Here is a 24691-nt window from a genome sequence, read left to right on the forward strand (position 1 = left end):
ACAATGTTGACGAGATCTATAGTCTCTGCGTATATATTAACCTTATTCCTCTCTTTTGTGCTTTCTAATTTATATGCCTTAATTTAGTGTTTTTATTAAAATGCTAACTTAAGAAGTATATAAAACATAGCTATTATAGTCTTTATCAAAGGTTTCTGTGTATTTGCGAAGACCGCCAAACTTTTAAATTTGGCTTTTAGTAAAATAAAGATAAAAAGAAAAATTTAAAAATTCGGCTCGTGTATAATCCGAAACGATAGCGTCTTTTTACACGCTACGTTTCATATACTAGACGTTGTGCTTCATTACCAGAAACCGCTAATCAATGATAAAATTCTTTAGAAAAATTAGACAAAATATGATTAGGGACAACAAAGTAGGTAAGTATTTATTCTATGCAATTGGAGAAATTGTACTTGTGGTTATTGGAATTTTAATTGCATTAGCAATAAATAATAATAACGAAAAACAAAAAACTAGAGCAAAGGAGCTTAACTATTTATCAGGAATTAAATCTGATATAAATCTTAATTTAATCGAACTCAAAACTTATATCACAACCAGGGAAACATCTGTCAGTTCTGCTGAAAATATGCTAGAGTTTTTTAATAATAAAAAAGAAGTCACCCCAGATAAATTTAATTTTAATAGTTTAAATGTACAAATTTGGTATCCTTTCAAAAAGAATGATAATACGTATCAAGAACTAATAAACTCTGGAAACCTTGCTATTATATCCAATGATTCAATTAAGGATATACTCATAAATTCACAATTGGGTTACAAGCAAATAACCTTTTTAGAAACTCATATGCAATATGATTTTGAAAACTACATTTACCCCATATATTTCAGTACAACAGACCTTGAATCTGATATTTCAAACTATACTTTTCAAGTATCGAACGGAACAGATGGTGTAAGAACAGAACTCTCTAAAGAAAAGATTGAATTATTATTAAAAAACCAAACATTTAAAAATGGCTTTGTACTTTCCATCTTTAATAATGAAAAGCTTATTACTGAATATAAGAATATGATCTTTATGACCGAAAAATTAATTAAATTAATTGATTCAGAATTAATAAAAAACAAATAACGAAAGCACAAACCGCTAACCAAAAGGATTCCCGCTTACTCGGAAATAAATATGATAAAATTCTTTAGAAAAATACGTTACGACCTTATGGAGAAAAATAAAACTAGAAAGTATTTAAAATATGCTTTTGGAGAAATAATACTTGTGGTAGTTGGAATTTTAATCGCATTAAGTATTAATAATTGGAATGAAAATCGAAAACATAATCAATCGATAAAAATATCAATAACTTCTCTTAAAAATGACTTAAAAAAAGATACAATTCAATTAAAAATGGATATTCAAGGAATTCAATTGGACTTTGATATGCTTACTAATTTCAAAATAAGATTGTCAAGTCCTAATGCAACCATCGACACATTAAAGCACATAGCAAGATATGAATACCTACCTTTCTTTGATCCCAGTAATGAAATAAATAGAAATACAATAGTTTCCTTGTTAAGCACAGGAAATATGGATTACTTTAATGAAAACCTAAAGTCTAAAATTTTGAGTCATAATTCAGAGCAACTGAAATTATTAAAAGTTATGGATCAAAATATTTCAATATTTTTAGATTCACAATATGGTCAAGGAATTGTGATGCAAAGTGAGAATCCTAATCCTATGATGAAATCTTCAGTAATTAAGGGCCCACTCTTGGAAAAGTATTGGAAAAATAAGGATGACAATTTATTTCTTGACACAATGCTCTCAAAATTATCTGGAAAATTGTTAATGGATAATATTCTTCTTTGGGCTAAAGAAGATTTATTAGAAAAAACAAATGCAATGATTGAGTTTTTAAATAATTGGGAAATAGAAAATGATTGAATTAATTTATAAAAAATAACGAAAGCACAACAACGTGTATAATCAATCGCTTGTTCTGTGTGTACTCGGAAAATCCTGCGGATTTTCTTCTGGTTCGTTTTCTTTTACTAATTTAGTTGCTAGCCAACGCAACTAACCATACACGAACACGTTGCCAGTAATTATGAAAAAACTCTTGCTCCTAATTTTAATCCTTACTTTTAATTTAAGTTTTAGCCAAATAGAAGAACTTAAAGGTAAATGGATTTCTGAGCAAAATGAAGCTATTTCTATTATAGATACACTTGATTCATTCAATGGTATTATGAGTGAAACTAAATATGACTATTTTCTATTAAAAATAAAGTCAGATACATTAATTTTTAAACCTTGGCATAATTCATCAGACAATAATATTCAAAATAGATTTGAGTTAAAACTAATTGATGTTAATATAAACTCACTTACAATTCAACCGATTTCAAAGCTCTCAATTGATTTCTTTAAAAAGGAAGAACCAATAACTTTTATCAACCAAAAGCAAATTATCGACAAATCTTTTAAGTTTGAGAAACTGATTTTCCACTCTTCATCCTGTTTTGGTACTTGTCCTATTGTTGACTTGGAAATTTCATCAAACAGAAAGCTTAAATTAACTGGAGACTATTACGTAGAAAACTCCAAAAGAAAAGACAAAGAACGTTCAGGAAGCTACATTGGAGAATTAACAGAAGAAGAGTACAACAAATTAATAGATTTAATCATTAAGTCAAGAATTACAACCTATAAAGACACAGATAAAAACGCTAACTTTTGTTGTGATGGTTCTATAAAAACTTTCGTTGTTTATCATAACGGCATTCGAAAATATTATAAGGCAATGATTTCTCCTCCTCTACTTGACGAACTTATTTCATTTTTACAGACTATCGACCAAAAATCCATATTAACGAAAACAACAGATGAATTTGAATTTGAAAAATAACTACTGGCAACACTGTATATAAAAAAATGCGTAGTTTAGTGCTAAACCAAAGGAAAGTGCGTACTTGCTTTCATCCGATTTTCGTTCCGAAAATCCTCTGACACAAGCACGCACTTTTCATATACAAAACCGTTACCTGCAATTAGAACGAACCTATGAAATAATGAAATACATAATTGAAATTTGCGTAGCAATAGACATCGCAATATTAGGTATAGCTTATCCTATAATTGTAGACAAAATCTCGAACATAGGAGATAAATATAACTCCAATTATCTTTCTGAATTATTTAATAAAGAATATCCACAAAGGAGGCTTAAATATTTAGATATTTCCACATTTAAATTCACTCTCTATTTTAATATTTTTTTATTCATTTTTTTAATTCTTGACTTACCTCCTTTATTCAAAACAAATATTTCTATAATTGACAACTTAATTGGCAATTCTGCTGAGATTCTAATATTACTATCTACGATAATTTTAACTATTCAATTCTTCATTTGGCTTGATAAGGTTATGCTTTTCAATGGAAAACCGACTACTCTATTAAAAAAAATAATAGCTAAATACAACAAATTCAAAAATGATGATGACATTCAAAAAAAATATCATTTAAAAACAATTAATGAATTTTCTTTTTTTGCACTAAATAATTCAAATAATCCCGATAAACATCTTCAAAAAACATTAGTCGATTTTTATTATTTTGAGTTTAAAAAAAATAGAACAAACTATAATAATGAAATACAAGGATTAGAATACCCAAATGAATTATATGAATTTGTTTATGATTTATGTTCTTCTGTAGTCAGAAAAGATAACGTGCAAATACCAGTTTTAGAGCATAGAGCTGTTAGTAGTTGGTGGATATTAGGAGAAAGTTTTGATGAAATTCCAATATCAGAAAAGACATATAATTGGTTATGGCGAAATATTATTACAATTAGTAAAAAAGAAAAGTACATACGAAGTCATTGGAGTACTGCTCATCAATATCTCTCTCATAGATTAAGACCAATATTGGAAGATTATGAGTGGAATGCACAAGAAGAGTTAATAACAAAAAACAAAGATGAAGTAGAAAAACGCAGAAAAGAAAGACTAGTGTTTTTAGAATTTCATTATGCATTAGGAGGTTTATTACTTCATAAAAAGTTATATAAAACAATAGATTATATTTTAAATTACACGCAATCTGTACCTCCAAGCTATGAGTTATTACCTGAAACAATGACCGATATTTTTTATTGGTTTGAAGAATTTAGGAATGAATTTAAAAGAGATAAACCTGTTGATATTAAATACTATTTCCCAGAATTAGATAATTATGGAAATAGTGGTAAAATTACATATAGGATATCTAGTTATATTGTTTTACTATTTATTAGACAATTTTCACGAAATAAGCATCTTACTTATCAAAATTTCACATCACTTCCTGAATTACCAGAGAATATTTTAGAATTAAACAATTGGTATGACGGTTTATCTTATTTTGAAAAATGCTTAGAGGATGTTACCCAAAACCACGAATTATTGTCAGAAACAAATTTTTCGGACATTGTAAAAACAAAAAAAACTGAAATGTTTGATTTTGTTTACAAACTAAAAGAAAATATAATTGAAAAAATTGGAGCTGAAAAACTAAATGCACCACTTTCGAAAGAAAAGATAAAAGACTTCAATGAAAAAACGAAAAATATAATAAATAATGCTTTCAAATTATATGATAATATATTTATTCCAATCGATAAAAAATCAAAAAAATCGGACTTAAAATTAACTGTAGCTGGAATAAACACGTTATTTTCCAAATCAGCGTTTACAGATAAAGATATACCAAACTTAAATTTTGACACAGTATTAGCAAGTCAAATATCTAATGGTAATATTAAGAGGTATATTCCAAACTCCTTTTTAATAGCAAGAACAAGAAGATACTTATTAAATTCGGACAATATAATTTCTGGTATTGAGAAACTTAACATAAATATTAATGATTATACTATTGTAGGAGTTAACATAAACGATGAGTTATCAAATAAATTAAGCAAATACAAAACAATACTGACAAATATCCCTTCTACACAGAACCAAATTCGTAACACATTATTCATACTCAAAACAAAAGATTTACCAAGTATTGAACATAGAGATTTAAGCGAAGAAGAAAAGGAAAAATTTGAATTGAAATTAATAGATGATAAACTGAAATTATATACTTCTGTTGTTGAATTAGAAAGTGAAGAGTTAAAAGAAAAATGGAAAGAATTGACAAATCCGAGAGATATAGAAGTTAATGTAAGAGTTACAATTGCATTCTTATCATTGATTATTTGGAAAAAAGATGTTGATGTAGTTCAAATAAATATCGAAAATAGATATAAAGAACAAGGAATTCCTACAGATATTAACGAAATAACACCATTTGAAGATAATAACTGCAGGTAACACCGTATATAATTTATTGCTGGCTTCTCGCCTACTTACGAAAGTCCTCGCGGACTTTCTTGGTTGGTAATTATTTACTAAATTAGTTACTTAAACCACGCAACAAACCATATACAACAACGTTGTAAAACACATAATGAAATGAAATTATATCTTTCAAAATCTCACTCTGATGATAACAGATTTTTTCCTAATCAAGGAAAATCAGGAATTATATTTTCATCGAAAGATGACATTTTAAAATTATGTGATTTTTTTGAGAAGATTAAAAATCATATCGAAAATAATGAGAATTGTCATATGCACTTCAGAGATAGTTTTCCAGAATGGAAAAAAGAAAAACATATTGACTTAGAGATTAATGTAGATAAGTAATTAAGTAAATTCAAATTGGACTCAATATTAAAATAAACTGATTTCCTTTATTTAAATGGATTTACTACATTTATAGATATAACATTTAATGAAAAAATTGTTCTAAAATGGAAGATTCCATGTCCCAAATAATTAAAGAGATTGCAAGCAATCTAGATTGCGGATTTGACAGTTATTACAATTCTAAAACCGATGAAATTGTGACTATTCCAAATTTCTCTAACTTTTCCGATGAAGAAGAATTTCTAGAAACCTTTAAAGTTGATTTGAAAAAGGTAACTAAAAATAAAGATGATTATATAAAAATTGGAGTTTTGGAAAGTTTTGAATCATTTAAAATCATGGAACTATTTGTCGATCAAATATCCGAAAAGCAATTAAAATATCAATTAGAAAAAGTTTTACATAACCAAAACCCATTCCAAAATTTCAAGTATTCCATTGAAAACTCTGATTATCGAAAATCATGGTTTGAATTTAAAAAAAATGAACTCGAAAAAATTGTCAAAAACAGATTAGACGATTAGAAAACAAAAACTTCTAGCAAAAAAAGCTTGTGTTATTTTTCGATTTTTTTTTTTGAATTTTAAACAACCTAAATCGAAAACACTCTTTTAAAAATTCTTTTAAATTTAAACCTAAAGTATCTATTTCAATGTTTTTTTTTGAAATACTTATTTTTAATAAAATTTTTGTGATTATTTCTGGCTTTTGAAAAAATTAATATAATTTCTGATAACTAAATATCACTTCATTTTTTTCTAAATCAAAATATGCTGTTTGACCAAGTTCATTAGGAGGACAATTTAAAACAGGTCTAAATCTTCCTCCATTATAATGAGCTTTAAAGTCAGCTAAATCTTGTTTTGTGGCTGCTTTTTGATTTTTAGGAGTAAACATGTTTATTAAAAGATTAGATGCAACATTACCTAAAGCAGCATTAGTTATGTCTGCCATATTTACTTTTGGTGCATCATATTTTTTTTCAGGCACTATTTCTTTTGGAGTTTTTTCAGTTGCAGGTAATTGTTTTAATTTTTTATTGGCATTAAAATTTGCAACTCTACATGACGTAGAACAAAATTTTTGTCTACCCCTTTTGGTTGGTTTATATTCTATCTGACAATAAAAACAAGTGTAATTGTAGGATTTTTGCATTTTTAGCGTTAATGTTACGTAATATTTACGTTAAATATTATAATTTCATATTAAACACAGTTTTCAAAAGAAAGTCTGTAGCTTCTTCTTCGGTAACCAATATTTTCTTTTCCTTTTTTGATCTCTTGGGTTTTAAGACTACTTTCTCGTTCTTAACTTCTACATCTATTGTCCTTGACAAAATTCCAGTTGGCTTCATTAAGTCCTGAAAGGATTCAAAATCTTTGGTGCTTAAAATAGAATCAGCCTTTATTTCTTTAATTTTTGGTGCATCTACAAAGTTCTCTTGAATATATTGCCAATGTTCTTCAAAAGTTGTTTGTTGTAACTCAAAAGACATCAAAATCTCATTATTTATTTCTTTAACATCTTGCTGAATATTTTCAACCATCCATTTCGAAACTCTTCTAAAGAAATCTAATTGAAGGCAATATTTGTTCAATAGAAAGTTGAACTGTTTTTCTTCTAAATCTGGTTGAAGGTTTAGTAGTTTAAAAGTGCTCTTATCTAAACGCTCCTTTTTAATCAATAAATGAAAATATGAAGGTGCATCTTCCAACAAAATATCAGATCCATCTGGCTTGACTATAACAACCTTATCAAATACGTTATCAAAAATCTTATCTTCCCACTTCTCTTTATCGAACTGGTTCCAAATTCTTCTTGGAATATAGAATATCATAGGTATATACAACCGTTTGGCTATTTCATCATATATCTGATCTAATGTTTCCTTCATTGTTATTTCTATTTAAGAGCCTAACATATGTGAGTAATCTTCTGGCAACTCGGCATCAATATCTCGCAAGTATTTTTCCAAAGCTGACATAGAAGAATGCCCCGTAATTAGCATCAACTTGCTTTTTGCTTCAAATGGTGAGGATTCCTTTACCAAATGTCTGTATAATTTGGTAATATAAGTGTGCCTGAAGCTATATAAACCATAATCTATACCAAGATTAAACTTATCTTTTACAACACGCTTAAATCGTTTGGAATAGTAATCTCTTTTGTTCTCTAATGCCGTATCCCATTCCCCTCCTATTTCATTGGGTGTAAAAAGTGAAAATTCTTTCTTCAACTTCGTTAGGTCGGGCAATTCCTTTATTAGTAAATCTGGAATTATTTTAGTCTTCATTGGACTGTTCTTTGCCTTGAACTTAATCGTTTTGGTTTTTAGGTCAATATCCCCAACCTTTAACCTACACACTTCAATAGGTCTTAAAAAATTATAGGAAATGAATTTAATGAATAGCAATAGGTTTGTATCCTCCTTTTCTAAATATTTGAATATTTCTTCTTGCTTATCTTGGGTATAGGTTTTATTCCTTTTGGGAATGGCCTTTAAAACGGGAATTTGTTTAATGATGTTAGACTTTATTATATCGTTATCAAAGAGCACTTGCATGATACTGCTTAAATCTGTTCGGAAGTTGTTTCTATTTCTCGGACTGGTTCTCGACAATACATCACTTAGAAACTGTGAAATCACTTTTTTATTGATTTCATCTATTCCCACAATGTTGGGATGGGTTTCCTCAATCCATTTTGAAAAGTTCTTTATTCTGTTTTCAAAACTTCTTTTAGTGGTCGCATTTATAAGCTTCTCTTTTTGTTTTAAACCAAAAGTGAAAGCTTCCTTATAAGTCATAACTGGCTCCTCTACTTTCACTTCTACGCTAGAACTTTTAATTGATTGCTTTTCATTCTTTATAACAGAAAGCTCTTTGTTGGTTTGGATAAGATTTTCATGAAGCTCTTCATTATTTTCATAAGGACTATACCCTTTTTTAAGAAGTTGGAGCAATGCCTTTCGATAAGTTACCAAAACAGAAAGTCTATCTTCTTTTGTTTTAAATTTATTAGCATTAGAATAAATGGGAGTTTGCCTTTTAAGTTTACCAGAATCTGGTTCTCGATAGGAAAAATAGATATACCAACGCTTATTTAAGTCGCCATTGGCAGAGTAGATTTTTGGGGCAGAAAAATTTTTTTTCAAAATTAAATCGTATTCACTTTCGTATTCATTTTGCAATTCTTGCGCAAGATAATGAAAAATCGTATGCATAAAAAAACGGTTTAGCGAAAGCCAAACCGTTGTTTTTGAAGTGATTCAATTTAGTAGCGGGAACTGGACTCGAACCAGTGACCTTCGGGTTATGAGCCCGACGAGCTACCTACTGCTCTATCCCGCGATGTGTATTCAAAAAATGATTTTCTTAGCTTTTAACTTTCGGTTCATAATGCCGACTCAATCTTTTTAGGACTGCAAAGATACAATGCTTTTTAGATATAACAAGTAGTTTTTTAATAAATTTATTATTCGCTGCTTTTTAAACTATACTCTTTCTTTTCTAATTTCAAAAACACACCTGTAATCTGAATGGAACTTCAACAATTCCGGTCCTCTAAACCTTTTCAAACTCAAATTATTACAAGAAAGATAGAGCATAGGCAGCAACTCTAAAAAATCCAATTATAAATTTTCTCACCGAGCACCTCAATTCATAAAATCAGAATTATTTTATTTAGTTAATTGCCTTGAAGAAATTAAATCATTTTCAAATGTTAACCCTTTTCGATTATTCTACATTAAAGGTTAAACATTTAAAAACAATATATATATGAAAACAATATTCAAAATTTCAAAACATCTCGTTTTAATCTTATTATTAGCCGTATTCTCATGTAGTAGCGATGATGACTCTAGTCCGAATCCCGGAGAAGACAATGGTATTAACGCAGTTAACTTCACAAAGGATTTTGATGAAAACCCAGTGCCCGGAGCAAGTATTGGTGCCATACAAGCAGCAAGTGACAATACCCTGAATTTTTCTATTACCTCGCAAACACCATCTGGTGCTATGAGTATTAATACAACCACAGGAGAATTAAAAGTATCAAATGCGGCAGTATTCGATTTTGAAACCTATCCTGTAATTATCGCCACAATTTCTATTATAACTTCTAATGGAACTACAAGTGTTACAGCAACTGTAAACTTAAATGATCTTGATGATATTGCTTCCTTATTAACTACATCTGAAGCTGATTATCTAGCAGCAACCAATGGCGATTGGATTATTATTACTGCCGCAGAATACAATGCTTTAGCCACGAAACTAAATGAAGTTTCTAAAGCAGGAACTACAGATGCCGCATATAACCCAGGAACTCCTATCTCCATTTCTAATAGTACTGAGTGGACAGTAGCAAACGTTACAACTGCTAATTTAGCCAATAACAGTTATGTATTCGCCTTAAAATACCACGCAAAGTCCGTAATAAATAATAGTACGACCAAAGTTAAGGTATCAAGTACAAGCTATTCTGATGGTTATACAGATTTGGGAAATACTTTACCAACGCACTCCGGAACAGAAGAAGATCTTTATTTTGTTTTAAAAGGAAGTAATACCATGACTACAGATATAGGCTATCTTGCTTTTTATAAGCCTTCAGGAAGTGTAATTGGACTTGTAGAAACACCTGAAAATGAAGGTGATGTTTATTTAAAATTTGATGATGCTTATTCTGGTTTGACGCTTTTACATGAAAACAGGAAAGTATTATACCAAGGCTTAAGTAGTACTCAAAAACAATGGTAAGTTAATAGAATCTTTTTAATGAAAGCCTAAAACCTTGTTTCTATCTATTGTATAAGATGAAGCAAGGTTTTTTTATATTCTATTACTCCAGAATTTCTACTCGAAAACTTTCAAGTTCTTGTGCTTCAAATTTAACCGAAATTTGTATCGGATTACAACATACTTCACAGTCCTCAATGTATTCTTGTTCAGGCTGTGAGCTGTCCAAAAGCATAGAAATAGTCTCCCAACAATATGGGCATTGAAAAAAGTGTTCTTCCATGAAATAAAGATATAAAAAAAGACTGTCTTTCCAGACAGCCTCGTTTATTCTTACTCAATTAATTAATACTTAATCATTATCTGTAATAACTGTTCCAGAATTAAACTCTATTTGTTTGTTTGGAATACTTCCTTCTCCGTCAATAACACTTACATATTCTCTGTCGAAATTATTGTCGCTTACCATAAACGTACTTAAATGAGATAGGTCTGTTACCTGATAAGGCACAGTTCCTGTTAATTCATTACTAGCCAATACCAATTCTTTTAATTGCGTTAACTGACCTAATTCCAATGGGATTTCTCCAACCAATTTATTATCAATTAAACTTAATATCTCTAATTTATTTAATTCGCTAAGTTGTGTTGGAATAGTTCCACTAAGAAAGTTACTTCCTAATAGTAATTCTTTTAAATTAACTAAATCTCCTAAAGAAGTTGGGATTGTTCCAGTTAAACTATTACTGTATAATTTTAAAACTATTAGATTATTTAAATCTCCAATTTGAGTTGGGATATTCCCTTCAAATTTATTCATGAATAATTCTAGGGAAACTAAATTATTTAAATTCCCAAGAGTTAAAGGTAATTGCCCTTCTATTTGATTAAATCCAAGATTTAAACTTCTTAAATTCACCAAATTCCCAATTTCTTGTGGCAATGTTCCTTGAAGGTTATTGAAATGCAAGTTGATTTCAACTACTTGATCATTTTTAACAGTAACTCCGTACCAATTTTCAACTGGCTGATTTAAATCCCATGTATTACTCCATTTAGATCCATTTGTTGAATTATAAAGAGCTACCAACGCATCTTTCTCGTTTTGAGAAATTTCCGAAAAGGAAAGTGTAGTCACTAAAAAACAAAGTATAATAAGTGTAAAATTCTTCATCTGTCTTTGATTTGGGATTAATCTCTAACAATATTAGTTGTTTTATAGATTATAAACAAATTTAATCGATGAACTACACTTATTAAGAAATTTAACCAAAAACTAATAGGTCTAATCTACAAATTTTCTAAGGCTTCCTGCACTGTTTCCCATTCCGCCATATGGGATTCTAACTTTTTCTTTTTTGACTGATACCCTTCAAAAAAACTGGTATTAGAAACTGCTTTATCATAGTTTGAAGCTAATTCAACATCCATTTCCTTTATCTCTTTTTCCAGTTGCTGGATTTTAGATTCCAAATTGCTCAACTTATTATTTAGAGACTTCGTCTTTTTCTGATCTTCGTATGTTTGCTTGTTACTTTCTTTTGGAGTTTCTTTTACCACATTACGTCTTTCAACTTCACGTAGATTTTCAACATTACGTTGTTGTAGGTAAAAATCAATATCACCTAAATACTCCTTAATTTTATGATCTTTAAACTCGTAGACACTATTAGTTAATGACTGAAGAAAATCTCTATCGTGAGAAACTAAAATAAGTGTGCCTTCAAATTTTTTAAGGGCTTCTTTTAATACGTTTTTAGATTTTATATCCAAGTGGTTTGTTGGCTCATCCATCACTAATACATTAAGAGGTTGCAATAACATTTTAGCTAATGCTAAACGGTTTCTTTCTCCCCCAGAAAGTACTCTTACATATTTTTCAGCTTCTTCTCCTCTAAACAAAAAAGAACCAAGGATATCTCTTACTTTACTTCTGTTTTTTTCGTTAGCAGCATCTATCATGGTATCTAGAACGGTTTTATTTCCATCTAAATAATCGGCTTGATTTTGAGCAAAATATCCTATTTGGACATTATGCCCTAATTTTAATTCGCCTTGATACTTAATTTCTCCTACTATAATTTTGGCCAATGTCGATTTCCCTTGTCCATTTTGCCCAACAAATGCGGTTTTAGAATCGCGTTCGATTGTTATGCTTATGTCTTTTAGAACTTGAGCTTCGCCGTAACTCTTAGAAATATTATGGGCTTCAATGACCACTTTTCCAGGGACAATTGAAACTGGAAAGTTTAATTTCATCACAGAATTGTCATCTTCATCCACTTCAATTCTTTCAATTCTATCCAATTTTTTAATTAAGGATTGCGCCATTGTCGCTTTTGATGCTTTGGCACGAAACTTTTCAATCAATTTTTCAGTTTGCTCTATTTGCTTTTGCTGATTCTTTTGAGTAGCAATTTGCTGATCTTTAACCTCTTGACGAAGCACTAAAAATTTAGAATAGGGTTTGTTGTAATCGTAGATTCTTCCTAATGAAATTTCAATAGTACGATTGGTTACATTATCTAAAAACATTTTATCGTGAGATACAATAACAACAGCTCCAGTATAATTTTTCAAAAAACTTTCTAACCAAATAATAGATTCAATATCTAAATGGTTTGTTGGCTCATCCAATAATAAAATATCATTATTCTGAAGAAGTAACTTAGCTAATTCGATTCGCATTCTCCAACCTCCAGAAAAAGTATCGGTTAACTTTTGAAAATCTTCTCGTTTAAAACCTAATCCTTGCAGAATTTTTTCTGTTTCACCTTGGTAATTATAACCTCCAAGAATTTCATATTGATGTTGAAATTCATTTAAATCAACCATTATTTGATGATAAATTTCACTTTCATAATCCGTACGTTCCACCAACTGAATGTTAACTTCTTCCATCTTAGCTTCAAGTTCTTTAATTTCCTTAAAAGCTTCGTAAGATTCCTCTAAAACAGTTCTACCAAGCACAAAATCTATATCTTGTTTTAAAAATCCAAAACTTAAATTTTTATCTGCTGCTATTTGTCCTGTATCTGGTTCTAATTCTTTAGAAAGAATTTTTAGCATGGTGGATTTTCCAGCACCATTTTTTCCAATTAACCCAATTCTATCTCCAGGACTTAGTTTAAAGGTAATGTCTTCGAATAAATATTCTCCTTGAAAAGAGATAGAAAGATTATGAATGTTAAGCATTTTAGTTACTATTGTTACAGAGCGTTATTAAATAATGTTTTAATTTTGCGATTACTTACAAACCGCAAAAGTAATAGTTTTAGTAATGATAAAAAAAGGTAATAAACTTTATAGCATATTTACTGGGTCTTGTCCTAAATGTCATCAAGAATCTATGTATGCAACAAGAAACCCATATGTTTTAAAAGATGTGATAAGAATGAACGAAACTTGTTCTCATTGTGGCACTAAATACCAGATTGAACCCTCCTTTTTCTATGGTTCCATGTATGTAAGTTATGGGGTTGGTATTGCATTTGCCGTTGCAGCATTCATTATTAGTCATGTATTTTTAGGTAGTAGTTTAATGACAGGTTTTATAGCCATTATTGGTGCATTAATTGTTTTTGCCCCTATTATTATGCGTATTTCCAGAAATATTTGGATCAATCTCTTCATGCATTACGATAAGGATTCAGTTAAAAATCAAACCGATTAATATCAATTTCACCTTCTAAAGGTTCATTATTTTCAATAAATTGGTAGAGTTGCTCGGCAACATATGGTCCAATCATGACACCTCTAGTTCCTAATCCGTTTAAAATAAACATGTTTTCGTGTTTAGGGTGTTTGCCCACTAATGGTCTTCTATCTTTAACGGTTGGCCTAATTCCGGCAACTTGATTGACTAGTTCAAAATCGCAAATTAAGAAGGTTTTAAGCTTCTTTAAGAGCTCTTCTCTACCTTCTTTGGTAATAACGTTTGTTTTATCGTTCCAATTATAAGTTGCGCCTATATGATATAAATCACCTCCTAAAGGCATAACAAACACACTAGATTTTAAAGCATAATCTATTTTTAAGTCGGGTGCAGAAATAGTTAGCAGTTCCCCCTTAGATTGTTTTAAAGGCAGATAATTAAAAAATGGGTTTTGCTTTAACCCAAATCCTTCAGCAAAAATTATCTGTCTTGCTGAAATATCTTTATATGAAATCCCTTTTTCAGAGGTCTCTAATTCATTATAATCAAAAGGGGTTTCTATAAGTTGGTTATTTTCTTTTAGATGTGCTTTATAAGAAGTGACTAGAACATTTGTATCGATTCTACCTGTGTTTAATACTTCGCCAAAACCAAAATCAGCATCTATATTTGGATTGTTATTTTTAATTATTTTATGTGAAAGTTGGTCGGATAATAACGGATTATCTGATGCAGCAAACCAATTGTTTTGCTCTTCCAGAGAGGTGAAACGTCTATAAACAGGCACTTTGTAATCTAATTTAACTTGAAATCTTTCTTCAATATTTCTGTACATTGGCAAGGCAATATCTAATTGCTCCTTACTTTTCCATACAGACGTAAATCGTTTTAAAACTACAGGATTATATACACCTCCTGCAACAACTGAAGATTGTTGTGATTGATCATCAAATACAACAAACGTTTTATTTGAACTTAATAATTGCTCACAAAAGGCTATTCCAGCCAATCCACAGCCTACTATAACATAATCTACTTGTTTCATTAAGACAAAAGTAATATAAAAAGATTCTTGTTTTTGTATAAATACAAAAACGCTCACTAAAAGTGAGCGTTTTTAATATTATAATTTAAATAGTGGTTTTAACTAGTAAGCCCACATATCTAATTCGAAATTTCTGATTTTTTCTTTAATTCTATCAGATTCTAAAAGTTGCATTAAGGCATTTTCAGAGATGTATTCTGTAACCTGACGGTCGCCATATACATTTTCCTCTTTATAAATATAACCATTATAACGTCTAGAATTCAACAAGAGATCGAAAGAAAAAGGCACTGCGCTATTTTCGTTGTTAAACGATTTTGCCTCGTGCAGAATCTCTCTTGCATCTGGGAAAAATACCCAAAATAATGCAATTGGCTCTTTGTTTGCTTCGTCGTCAGAATCTATAAAGTTAACATCTGGTGCTGCAGGAGCTATTCCAAGAAGTCTAAATTTTAATTCTGCTTGACGTTTATCAAAATACCATAAACCTTTAATTAAATAAGCACTAATATCGTAAGAGGTGATATCACGTTTTATAATATATTCTAGATCTACATATCCATCTGCATTAAATTGTTCGTAACCAATATCCAAAGTATCCACTTTAGACATAGCAGATTGAATATCTTTTAATGTACGTTTGGTTGTAAAATAAGAATCATCATAAATATTTTCAAGCTTACCATCCTTTATGTTTTTCCAAAGAACATCGAATAAAGAACGTCTGTTCTTACCAATATTATTTGTATCCACTGGGTAGTAAAAAGGAAAATTAACACGTTCATCAAGAACCACTCTTTCCCAAGTCATTTTAGAAAACATAATGTCTCTATCGTCAACATAACCATATTCTAATGGCTTGTCATCATCCACTTCTTTTTGAGCTTCGGTTCTAACTCCAATTTCATCAGGGTTTTTAGCATTTAAAATGTTAGCCTGTGAAAAGGAAGCAGATACAAACGATATGCTTAAAACGGTTAATAAAAAACTTTTATAATTCATCTCTTTAAATTTATTAATTAGGGCTTATCACTTAAGATGATAATGTCAATTAGTTTGCTATTTCAACAATAACAGCTGAAACTCCTTTTAACTTGTAACCAGAATTCCCTCTAATTTGAGCTTTGATATCAAATATTTGAACGTTATCTCCACGTTTCGCTTTACGCAATGCGTTTTTAGCTTGACTGTTTAATTTAGTTCCATTAACATCTACAGATGGTTGACCAGGTACTTTAAATTTAAACGACGTTACTTGAATTGGTAATTCAAAATCAAAATCGTCTAACATAGCACCAATAGTAGCAATCTCTACAGAGTTACGTGGTAATTTTACAATACCATCTTGTCCACTAATAGTTCCTGTAGGTTTTGGAATATCTTTAATTCTAAAAGTTGCTCTATCGCTTACTTTAGAACCATCAGGTAAAGTACCGGTAACATTAATTAAAATTTCTCTTCCAGTACCAGGGTTGATATTATATTTTCCAACACCAGAACCTTTACTTAAACCAGGAGCACTTGCAGATACGTTATTATCTGAAATACCTGCAAAAGAAATAGTCATCGGGTTAGAAACACCACGATATACTACATTCATTTTATCAGCAGAAATAGTTGCTGAATTCGGTTTAGGCACTACTGCGTAAGAACTTTTTACCGGAATAGAAATAATGGAATCTCCTTCTTTAAATTGGAATTCTCCAGTAATTTCTCTTTCTCCAACTGCACCTGCAGGGAAGTCTAAGACAGTTTTACCAGCTTGCATTGATGCAGCAGGTAATTCTTTACCATTAATTATTACTTTATCAGCTTGTAACGTATTATCTTTTTTACCTAAGATAATAGTTCCAGTAAAGTTTTCTCCTGAAAAGAAAGCTGTTTTACTTGGTACTACAATAGCGTCAAAGTTTGTTAAAGAAGCCTCTACTTTTAATTTACCCGCTAACATAGAAGATAAAACTTCAGATTCTGTAGTTTTAACATCCGCTTGTAACTGAGTCATTTTAGTTAAAGAAGCCACTAAAGGAAATCCTTTATAGTTGTAATCCAACCAGTCAACTTTATTTCCGTCTCTATTAGTAACTGCTTCAGTTGCAAATTTCTTTTGCACATCTGCAGAAATACCAGCCATATCAGGATTTGAAGCTAACACAGCAACAACACCATCTCTATAGGTTGAAATCTGGTTTAAAAACTCTTGACCTTCTTCTTTTATTTTATCACCTTTAAAGAAATTATCATCTAAATAATCTCCTTTATCCATGATTTCATAATCTCTAGGGTCATCAACTGTAGCAGTCATTTCACCTTTTAGAGTTTGAATATAAGTATTAAAGTTATTTGATAAAGTTGAAATCTGATCAGCTTGCACCATTAATGGTTGGTACTTTGCTGGTTGCTCAGCTACTTTTTCTGCCAAACCTTGCATAAATGCACTATTTCTTAAAGTCGTTGCTTCATTAGATTCGGTTAATTTTTCATTCATTAATCCAAATGCCGAAAGCACTTCTTTTGACATGTTTAGTGCTAGCATTGCTATAAACACCAAATACATCAAGTTAATCATTTTCTGTCTTGCAGACAATTTTCCTCCTGCCATTTCTAATTAGTTTAGTTGTTAATTGTTAAATTAAGTTTAGTTTCTCAACTAATTAGCTCTTGTTCATTGCAGATAACATTCCTCCATAAACACCATTTAATGATGATAAGTTAGATGCTAAAGACTGCATTTGATCTTTTAATTTAGTAGCGTTTTCAACAGCTTCTTCATTAATAGTTGCTTGACGGTTAACACTTTCTAATTGTACTTTATAAAGACTATTTAAAGATTCCATTTGTGCAGCAGCTAAAGATAATTCTTCGCCATATTTTCTAGTAGCAGCAATTGAGTCAACAGTTGGGCTGATGCCTTTTGCAGCTCCTTCGAAATTTTTAATGCTATCACCTAAGCTAGTCATTAATTCTGCATCGATTTTAGCTTCTTTTAATAAATTGTCTAATTTTTTAGATAATAACCCATCAGCATCTGTAGGTTGTTGTGCATTTTTACCCATTGAAGCACCTCCAGATAATTCTGGATATACTAAAGACCAATCTAATTCATCATCTACAGGTTCGAAAGCAGAAATACCAAATACAATTGCCTCAGCCACAAGACCAATAGTTAACATGACGTTACCCGTTAATGGTCCTAATTCGAAATGGATAATTTTGAAAAGTGCTCCAACAATTACGATTGATGCTCCAAATCCGTAAGCCATTGTCATAAATTTCTTAAATGCTCTTGATTGTGCCATAATTTTAGTTTTTTTTAGTTAAGTTTAAAGTTTCCTTAAGTTGATTAATATTAATTTTTATTGTGGTTGTTATTCTCTTTTAGTTGGTTGCATTTTTAGTAACTTCTGTTCCCATGTAATCTTGAACAGTTCTAAAACCAATGTAACTTCTTGCAGAATCTGCATATTCGTAATCTCTTGTGCTTACTTGTAAATAGTATTTAACATCTTTCCAAGAACCACCACGAACAACTTTTCTTTGGTTACTTGCAACGTTTACACTAGGATTGATAGTAGATACAAATTCATATGAAGAAGGATCGTAAGATGCCGCTACCCATTCTGAAACGTTTCCAGCCATATTATAAAGATTGAAATCGTTTGGCTCATAGGATTGAGCTTCTACAGTATATAATGCTTGATCTGCCGCATAATCTCCTCTTAAAGGTTTGAAGTTGGCCATAAAACATCCTCTATCATTTTTAGTGTAAGGTCCACCCCAAGGATAAGTTGCAGCTTGTAAGCCACCTCTAGCAGCATATTCCCATTCTGCTTCAGATGGTAATCTATAAGAATTTACAAAATGTTGTTTTCTTTCTTTTCTTGAAGCATTATGATATAATGTTCTCCATTGACAAAATGCTTTTGCTTGAATCCAAGACACACCAACTACTGGATAATCTCCATAAGCATCATGCCAGAAATAATCGTTGTGCATTGGCTCATTATAAGAATAAGCGAAATCTCTAATCCAAGTTGTGGTATCTGGATAAATTTCTACTTCTTCCTTAACAATAACATCTTTTCTTTTTAAAGTTCTATTTTTGGCTGCTTTTTCAATATCCATGTAAGTATATTGAAATTTGAATTTGGTTACATCCCAAGTTCTTTGTCCATTGTAAGATTCCTCTAAAGGAATATACATGGTATCCATAACCTCAGCATAATATTCGTCTGGATAATCTGAAGTATCAAAAATCAATTCAACATTGTCATTCAATTTACGACCTTCATAACCTGTTGGTCCTAAACCACTGTAGTTATCGTACATATACTTTTCGTATACAGTCATGTTTTCAGGATCTGAATCTAGAAAAGCATATTCTCCAATACCACCATCTCCAGGAGTTTCTCCAATCTCATCAGCAAGGATTGCTAATTTCGTTCTAATTGTTGAATCTCTAACCCAGTTAACAAATTGGCGATACTCGCTATTTGTAATTTCTGTTGCATCCATGTAAAATGCTCTAACAGTTACTGTTTTTGAAGGGGCATCGTTAATACCAGCAAGATCATCGTCTGCTTTACCCATTATAAAAGCGCCACCAGGTACTAATTCCATACCGTAAGGCTTTTCTGGATGCCATTTTTTTCCTTTCACACCTACTAATTGACCTCTGTCTCCAGAGCCACAACTTACAAGTAGTGCTAAAACTGCGATTAATAAAATAAACTTCTTCATATCCATAGAAAACTCGAGGTTAATAATTTCGTTTTTGTGTCTTAAAATTTTTAAGAGCGTAAACATATCTATATATTTTCAAAAAAACAACTTTTTTTTAAAAAAATTTACGTTTCATCGTAAAAAATGTGCGTTTTAACGATGAAAAACATGTTAATTAACATTTGCCCTTATACACAGTTCTTTTGCAAGGCCTTATACCAACGTTCAGGCACCTTGTTATCACAAGCATCTAAATAGTCTTTATGCATGCAAGGTAATAACGTATGTCTTTTTAATTTATTATTTATTTCTGATAAAAAAGGAATCTCAATCCACCAGCGTTGTGTTTTTATACTTTTATAAAACACTAGTTCCTGCTCTTCCACTAGAGTTATAAATTTCTGGTAATTACTTTCATTTGAAAAATCATCGTCTTTAACTCTAAAATTCACTCCTTCAATAAAATACCATATTATTTGTGCAACCAACATGGAAGTACTTGAATCGTCCTTAGAAGGTTTATACTCATAAATTCCCAATGAAGATACCTTATTACTTATACCAGCATATCTTGAAATAGCACAAATTTCCTTCCCGTCTAAGCCGTTTGGTGAAATTCTTTGTCTAGAACTTAATTCGGAAGCTTTTACCGAATTTAAATCGATACTCACAATGTTTGCATCTCTCATTACTGGTTCCACAATAGTGATATCTTGTGAAACTTGCCCTAATCGATAGGATTCAAAATAAAGCTTATCCATTAAATCTATTTCTTCTTGCGAATTAAAATAGGTTTGATAGCCTACAGTAGCATAATTAAATAGATTATATGGTTGGTCTAAAATAATCTTACCAACAAAGCTATCGTTCTTAATAGGCTTTTCAGAATCTCCTAAATCAAATTTACAATCTACATTAACGATATTAACCATCGGAGCCAAATCATCGTAAGCACGATAATTAGCATAGGTTAAATCTTGACTTCCTCCAATAATAACAGGTATGATTTTCTTTTGAACTAAAATAGTGATGGTCGTCTTTAAGGCAAAATAAGTATCTTCTACAGATTCTCCTTTATTAATATCACCTAAATCCGCAACTGTTTTATGCCAATTTCCAGGAAACAATGAGTAAAGTGACTTTCGAATCTCGTCTAAATGAAATTCCTCCCCCATATAATTGACATCACTTCTGTTTTCGAGAACGCCAATAATTGCTATTTGCACACCCTCTAATTCAGGAACGCCATGTTGCTTGGAATGTATTTTGATTTTTTTTCCCAGAGTTTGAGGAGACAACAACTCACTATGAGCTAAAACTGCATCTGAAACCGGCGAAAGAAAATTAAAATTCATTAGGTAATTCTTATTATTTAAAAGTAATTATTTCTTTTTAGTCGTTGCTTTCTTTTTAGCTACCGGTTTCTTTTTTGTAGCAACCTTCTTTTTAGCCGCTTTTTTCTTTGGTGCTTTTTCTTCAATTAAAGCTTTAGCTTCTTCTAAAGTCATTTCAGAAACGTCAACTGTTTTAGGTAATTCAATTTTTATTTTACCTTGTAACACGTTATGTCTTCCCCAACGAGCCTTTTCTACTTTGATTCCATCTTCCTCCCAGTTATGAATAACCTTATCAATATCCTTTTGGATTTTTTCTTCAATCAAAGTTACAATATCATTATCAGATAAATTATCCCAATCATACTTTTTATTGACATTTATAAAGGTATTATTCCATTTAATAAATGGTCCAAAACGTCCTTTTCCTTTTTGTACAGGTAAATCCTTATACATATATATAGGAGCATCAGCTTTTTGCTTTTCTTTTATCAAAACAATAGCATCTTCAAGCTCTACACTTAAAGCCTCAACGCCTTTTGGCAAGGACACATAAGCTGCACCAAATTTCACATAAGGTCCAAAACGTCCATTATTCACTTCCACTTCTTCACCTTCGTAAGTTCCTAGATTTTTTGGAAGCTGGAATAAATCCATAGCCTCTTCATAAGAAATGGTGTTAAGTTGTTGATCTGGAGATAAACTGGCAAAGGTTGGTTTTTCTTCATCATCTACGGTTCCTATTTGAACCATTGGTCCAAATTTACCTAAACGAACACTTACTTGTTTTCCTGATTTTGGATCTGTACCTAAAATTCTTTCACCAGATTCTCTATCAGCATTTTCTTGAACATCTTCTACAATAGGATGAAATTCTTTATAGAATTTTTTCATCATGGTTGTCCAATTCACTTTTCCTTCAGCAATATCATCGAAATCTTCTTCAACTTTAGCTGTGAAGTTATAGTCTAAAACAGCATCAAAGTTTTTTACCAAAAAGTCAGTTACAATCATTCCAATATCCGTAGGAACTAATTTTCCTTTATCGGAACCTACTTTCTCAGTTAATTCTTGATCTTTTACTAAACCATTTTTTAATGTTAATTGCGAATAATTTCGTTCTACGCCATCAACTGCTCCTTTTTCAACATAATTTCTGTTTTGAATGGTTGTAATTGTTGGTGCATATGTTGACGGTCTACCAATACCTAATTCTTCTAACTGTTTTACCAAAGAAGCTTCTGTATACCTATATGGTGCTCGCGTGTAACGCTCTGTAGCTGTAATATAATTATTAAGAAGCACCTCGTTAGTTCTCATAGCTGGCAACATACCTTCTTGCTCAGAATCCTCGTCATCTGTACCTTCTAAATAGACTTTTAAGAAGCCTTCGAACGTAATAACTTCTCCATTTGCAGTAAAAATCTCACTGTGAGTTGAAGCACTAATTTTCACGTTGGTTCTTTCCAACTCGGCATCGCTCATTTGAGAAGCAATGGCACGTTTCCAGATTAAATCGTATAATCTAGCTTGATCTCTATCAATATCTACAGAGTGTACTGAAAAATCTGTAGGACGGATGGCCTCATGCGCTTCTTGTGCGCCTTTAGATTTCCCTTTGTGATTTCTTTGTTGACTGAATTTAGAACCATAAGCACTTTCAATTTCTGCTTGAGCTCCTTTTCTAGCTTCATCAGATAAGTTAACACTATCCGTTCTCATATAAGTAATTAAACCGGCCTCGTATAAACGTTGTGCCAAGGTCATGGTTTTAGTTACTGAGAAATATAATTTTCTAGAGGCTTCTTGCTGTAAAGTTGACGTTGTAAATGGTGCTGCTGGCGATTTCTTCGCTGGCTTTTTCTCTAAATCGGCAACTTTAAAATCTGCTTTTGCATTTTTTTCTAAAAAGGCTTGGGCGTCTTTTTTAGCTCCAAAATTCTTTGGCAGCTTCGCTTTAAAGGCCTGACCTTCTTCGTTTGCAAACTCAGCATCTACTCTATAAGATGCCTCTGGTGTAAAGTTTTGAATGTCGCGCTCGCGTTCTACAATTAATCTTACAGAAACAGATTGTACACGTCCAGCGGACAAACCTCCTTTTACTTTTCTCCAAAGTACAGGAGACAATTCATAACCTACTATTCTATCTAACACACGACGAGCTTGTTGTGCATCTACCAAATCGTAATCAATTCCTCTTGGATTTTCAATCGCCTTTTGAATAGCCGATTTAGTTATCTCGTGAAAAACAATACGTTTTGTTTTTTCTTTATCTAAGTTTAAAGATTCTGCTAAGTGCCATGCAATAGCCTCTCCTTCTCGATCCTCATCACTTGCTAACCAAACCATTTCGGCTTTCTTAGCTAAGTCTTTAAGTTTCTTTACAACTGCTTTTTTATCTTTGGAAACCTCGTATTTTGGTTTAAAATCCCCATCTACATCTACTCCTAATTCTTTTGAAGGTAAGTCTGCAATATGCCCAAAACTAGATTCTACCTTGAAATCTTTTCCAAGAAATTTCTCTATGGTTTTGGCCTTTGCAGGTGACTCAACAATTACTAAATTCTTCGCCATTTATGATTTTTTAAGGCTACAAATGTATGTGAAAAAAAATTTATCTACCTAATTAATAAAATATTCAAGTGCTTTTTATCGATTTTTTTTGCTTTTGACGACAAAAATCGCACATTAAAAACCCGAAATATCATCTATATTATGAACATTATCTTCAATAGAATCGCCAAACCCAACCACTTCCTTATAAATAAAAAACGCAGGCAAATAAACAATAGACATTGTAAATAGTAGTCCAATTCCACAAGCCAATATTCCTAACATACCCAAAATTCCAGCTACAAACATGGTTAAAAATGTAATAAACCACTTTTTATTGCCTAGCTTAAAACTTATTTTAACAATTTCAATTTCTCCTAAATCTGGATTATGTGCTAAAACCACAGCAAAAAACGACAATGGAATAAAAACATATATGTACGGAATTATAAATACAAGCTGCGCAACAATAGCAATACCTGAATAAATAATTCCTAACATAAATACTTTTGAAAAATATTCTTTTTTGAAGAAATAAAAATAATCATCAGTCTCTGCTTCTCCTGAAACCACTTGTTTGCACATTCTGTAAAAGGCTCCTAAAAAAGCCATTGTTAAAGTTCCAATTAATATGGTTTGCGGGATGCCATAAATAATATTAGAATAATAAGAGTTATAGAAATTCTCCAAACTAAAGGCTTGTTGTAATGTTACATTTTGAGGAGAAAGTCCAATAATTGAAAAAACAAACATAAGACTCAAAGCTGAAGCCATAATTAACAAAATGGTAATAAACCCTTTTAGCCAGATCTTTTTAAAGAGTTCAATAATATTATCAAAAAGGCTTCCGAAATCTAATTGTTTTGCATTTCTAATTCTTGTTTCTAGTTCTAAGTAGGTCATTATTTAATTTTTTAATAGGGTTTAA

22 protein-coding genes and 1 tRNA gene are annotated in these 24691 nt (G+C 31.0%); 8 read left to right on the plus strand and 15 right to left on the minus strand.

Translation table 11 applies throughout. The annotated features are described in order from the left end of the window. Positions 1 to 325 precede the first annotated feature (325 nt). The 6 genes from IEV77_RS00005 to IEV77_RS00030 all read left to right on the plus strand — a co-directional run bounded on the left by IEV77_RS00005 (position 326) and on the right by IEV77_RS00030 (position 6236). On the plus strand, positions 326 to 1099 hold the full coding sequence (locus tag IEV77_RS00005; RefSeq protein ID WP_188460614.1) for a DUF6090 family protein: 774 nt from the start codon (positions 326 to 328) through the stop codon (positions 1097 to 1099). Positions 1100 to 1186: 87 nt separating this feature from the next. After that, positions 1187 to 1915: a DUF6090 family protein gene (locus IEV77_RS00010; protein ID WP_188463009.1), complete on the plus strand. Its 729-nt coding sequence runs from the start codon at positions 1187 to 1189 to the stop codon at positions 1913 to 1915. A 163-nt stretch (positions 1916 to 2078) separates the two neighbouring features. After that, positions 2079 to 2879 carry a DUF6438 domain-containing protein gene (locus IEV77_RS00015; protein ID WP_188460616.1) on the plus strand — a complete coding sequence of 267 codons (801 nt, stop codon included), beginning with the start codon at positions 2079 to 2081 and terminating at the stop codon, positions 2877 to 2879. Positions 2880 to 3042: 163 nt separating this feature from the next. Continuing rightward, the gene (locus tag IEV77_RS00020) at positions 3043 to 5334 is read left to right on the plus strand and encodes a hypothetical protein (RefSeq protein ID WP_188460618.1); all 2292 of its coding nucleotides are present in this window, start codon (positions 3043 to 3045) and stop codon (positions 5332 to 5334) included. A gap of 141 nt (positions 5335 to 5475) precedes the next feature. Beyond that, the gene (locus IEV77_RS00025; protein WP_188460620.1) at positions 5476 to 5709 is read left to right on the plus strand and encodes a hypothetical protein; all 234 of its coding nucleotides are present in this window, start codon (positions 5476 to 5478) and stop codon (positions 5707 to 5709) included. A gap of 107 nt (positions 5710 to 5816) precedes the next feature. Continuing rightward, positions 5817 to 6236, plus strand: a complete 420-nt coding sequence (locus IEV77_RS00030) for a UPF0158 family protein (protein ID WP_188460622.1) — start codon at positions 5817 to 5819, stop codon at positions 6234 to 6236. Between the two features lie 193 nt (positions 6237 to 6429). Here the strand turns inward: IEV77_RS00030 and IEV77_RS00035 are convergent, their stop codons facing one another. The 4 genes from IEV77_RS00035 to IEV77_RS00050 all read right to left on the minus strand — a co-directional run bounded on the left by IEV77_RS00035 (position 6430) and on the right by IEV77_RS00050 (position 9062). Then, positions 6430 to 6867: a hypothetical protein gene (locus IEV77_RS00035; protein WP_188460624.1), complete on the minus strand. Its 438-nt coding sequence runs from the start codon at positions 6865 to 6867 to the stop codon at positions 6430 to 6432. A gap of 37 nt (positions 6868 to 6904) precedes the next feature. After that, on the minus strand, positions 6905 to 7606 hold the full coding sequence (locus tag IEV77_RS00040) for a hypothetical protein (RefSeq protein ID WP_188460626.1): 702 nt from the start codon (positions 7604 to 7606) through the stop codon (positions 6905 to 6907). A gap of 12 nt (positions 7607 to 7618) precedes the next feature. Next, entirely contained in the window at positions 7619 to 8935 is a 1317-nt protein-coding gene (locus IEV77_RS00045) for a tyrosine-type recombinase/integrase (protein WP_188460628.1), read from the minus strand. A gap of 54 nt (positions 8936 to 8989) precedes the next feature. Beyond that, positions 8990 to 9062: transfer RNA gene (locus IEV77_RS00050), tRNA-Met, on the minus strand. A gap of 429 nt (positions 9063 to 9491) precedes the next feature. On the opposite strand from IEV77_RS00050, the gene IEV77_RS00055 reads away from it, so the two are divergent. Beyond that, on the plus strand, positions 9492 to 10475 hold the full coding sequence (locus IEV77_RS00055; RefSeq protein ID WP_188460630.1) for a cadherin repeat domain-containing protein: 984 nt from the start codon (positions 9492 to 9494) through the stop codon (positions 10473 to 10475). 82 nt (positions 10476 to 10557) lie between these two features. On the opposite strand, the gene IEV77_RS00060 is transcribed toward IEV77_RS00055, so the two are convergent. The 3 genes from IEV77_RS00060 to IEV77_RS00070 all read right to left on the minus strand — a co-directional run bounded on the left by IEV77_RS00060 (position 10558) and on the right by IEV77_RS00070 (position 13649). Then, positions 10558 to 10737, minus strand: a complete 180-nt coding sequence (locus IEV77_RS00060; protein WP_188460632.1) for a CPXCG motif-containing cysteine-rich protein — start codon at positions 10735 to 10737, stop codon at positions 10558 to 10560. Positions 10738 to 10806: 69 nt separating this feature from the next. Beyond that, positions 10807 to 11628, minus strand: a complete 822-nt coding sequence (locus IEV77_RS00065) for a Two component regulator three Y domain protein (RefSeq protein WP_188460634.1) — start codon at positions 11626 to 11628, stop codon at positions 10807 to 10809. Positions 11629 to 11744: 116 nt separating this feature from the next. Then, entirely contained in the window at positions 11745 to 13649 is a 1905-nt protein-coding gene (locus tag IEV77_RS00070; RefSeq protein WP_188460636.1) for an ABC-F family ATP-binding cassette domain-containing protein, read from the minus strand. A gap of 85 nt (positions 13650 to 13734) precedes the next feature. Between IEV77_RS00070 and IEV77_RS00075 the strand changes: the two genes are divergently transcribed. After that, positions 13735 to 14127: a DUF983 domain-containing protein gene (locus tag IEV77_RS00075; RefSeq protein WP_188460638.1), complete on the plus strand. Its 393-nt coding sequence runs from the start codon at positions 13735 to 13737 to the stop codon at positions 14125 to 14127. On the opposite strand, the gene IEV77_RS00080 is transcribed toward IEV77_RS00075, so the two are convergent. From IEV77_RS00080 to IEV77_RS00115, 8 genes are all read right to left on the minus strand, one after another. After that, on the minus strand, positions 14108 to 15154 hold the full coding sequence (locus IEV77_RS00080; protein WP_188460640.1) for an NAD(P)/FAD-dependent oxidoreductase: 1047 nt from the start codon (positions 15152 to 15154) through the stop codon (positions 14108 to 14110). The two genes, IEV77_RS00075 and IEV77_RS00080, sit on opposite strands and share 20 nt — an antisense overlap. 102 nt (positions 15155 to 15256) lie before the next feature. Further along, positions 15257 to 16156 (minus strand): type IX secretion system ring subunit PorN/GldN, encoded by a 900-nt coding sequence (gene porN / locus IEV77_RS00085; protein ID WP_188460642.1) that lies wholly within the window; start codon positions 16154 to 16156, stop codon positions 15257 to 15259. Positions 16157 to 16205: 49 nt separating this feature from the next. After that, the gene (gene porM / locus IEV77_RS00090; protein WP_188460644.1) at positions 16206 to 17756 is read right to left on the minus strand and encodes a type IX secretion system motor protein PorM/GldM; all 1551 of its coding nucleotides are present in this window, start codon (positions 17754 to 17756) and stop codon (positions 16206 to 16208) included. Between the two features lie 52 nt (positions 17757 to 17808). After that, on the minus strand, positions 17809 to 18453 hold the full coding sequence (gene porL / locus IEV77_RS00095; protein ID WP_188460646.1) for a type IX secretion system motor protein PorL/GldL: 645 nt from the start codon (positions 18451 to 18453) through the stop codon (positions 17809 to 17811). Positions 18454 to 18532: 79 nt separating this feature from the next. Next, the gene (gene porK, locus IEV77_RS00100; RefSeq protein ID WP_444542121.1) at positions 18533 to 19894 is read right to left on the minus strand and encodes a T9SS ring complex lipoprotein PorK/GldK; all 1362 of its coding nucleotides are present in this window, start codon (positions 19892 to 19894) and stop codon (positions 18533 to 18535) included. A gap of 170 nt (positions 19895 to 20064) precedes the next feature. Continuing rightward, the gene (locus IEV77_RS00105) at positions 20065 to 21231 is read right to left on the minus strand and encodes a formimidoylglutamase (RefSeq protein ID WP_188460648.1); all 1167 of its coding nucleotides are present in this window, start codon (positions 21229 to 21231) and stop codon (positions 20065 to 20067) included. A 27-nt stretch (positions 21232 to 21258) separates the two neighbouring features. Continuing rightward, positions 21259 to 23784, minus strand: coding sequence for a type I DNA topoisomerase (topA, locus tag IEV77_RS00110; protein ID WP_188460650.1), 2526 nt, complete (start codon positions 23782 to 23784; stop codon positions 21259 to 21261). Between the two features lie 114 nt (positions 23785 to 23898). Then, the gene (locus IEV77_RS00115; RefSeq protein WP_188460652.1) at positions 23899 to 24666 is read right to left on the minus strand and encodes a hypothetical protein; all 768 of its coding nucleotides are present in this window, start codon (positions 24664 to 24666) and stop codon (positions 23899 to 23901) included. Positions 24667 to 24691: the final 25 nt, after the last annotated feature.

The sequence above is a fragment of the Xanthomarina arctica genome, assembly GCF_014638915.1.
Classification (GTDB): domain Bacteria; phylum Bacteroidota; class Bacteroidia; order Flavobacteriales; family Flavobacteriaceae; genus Xanthomarina; species Xanthomarina arctica.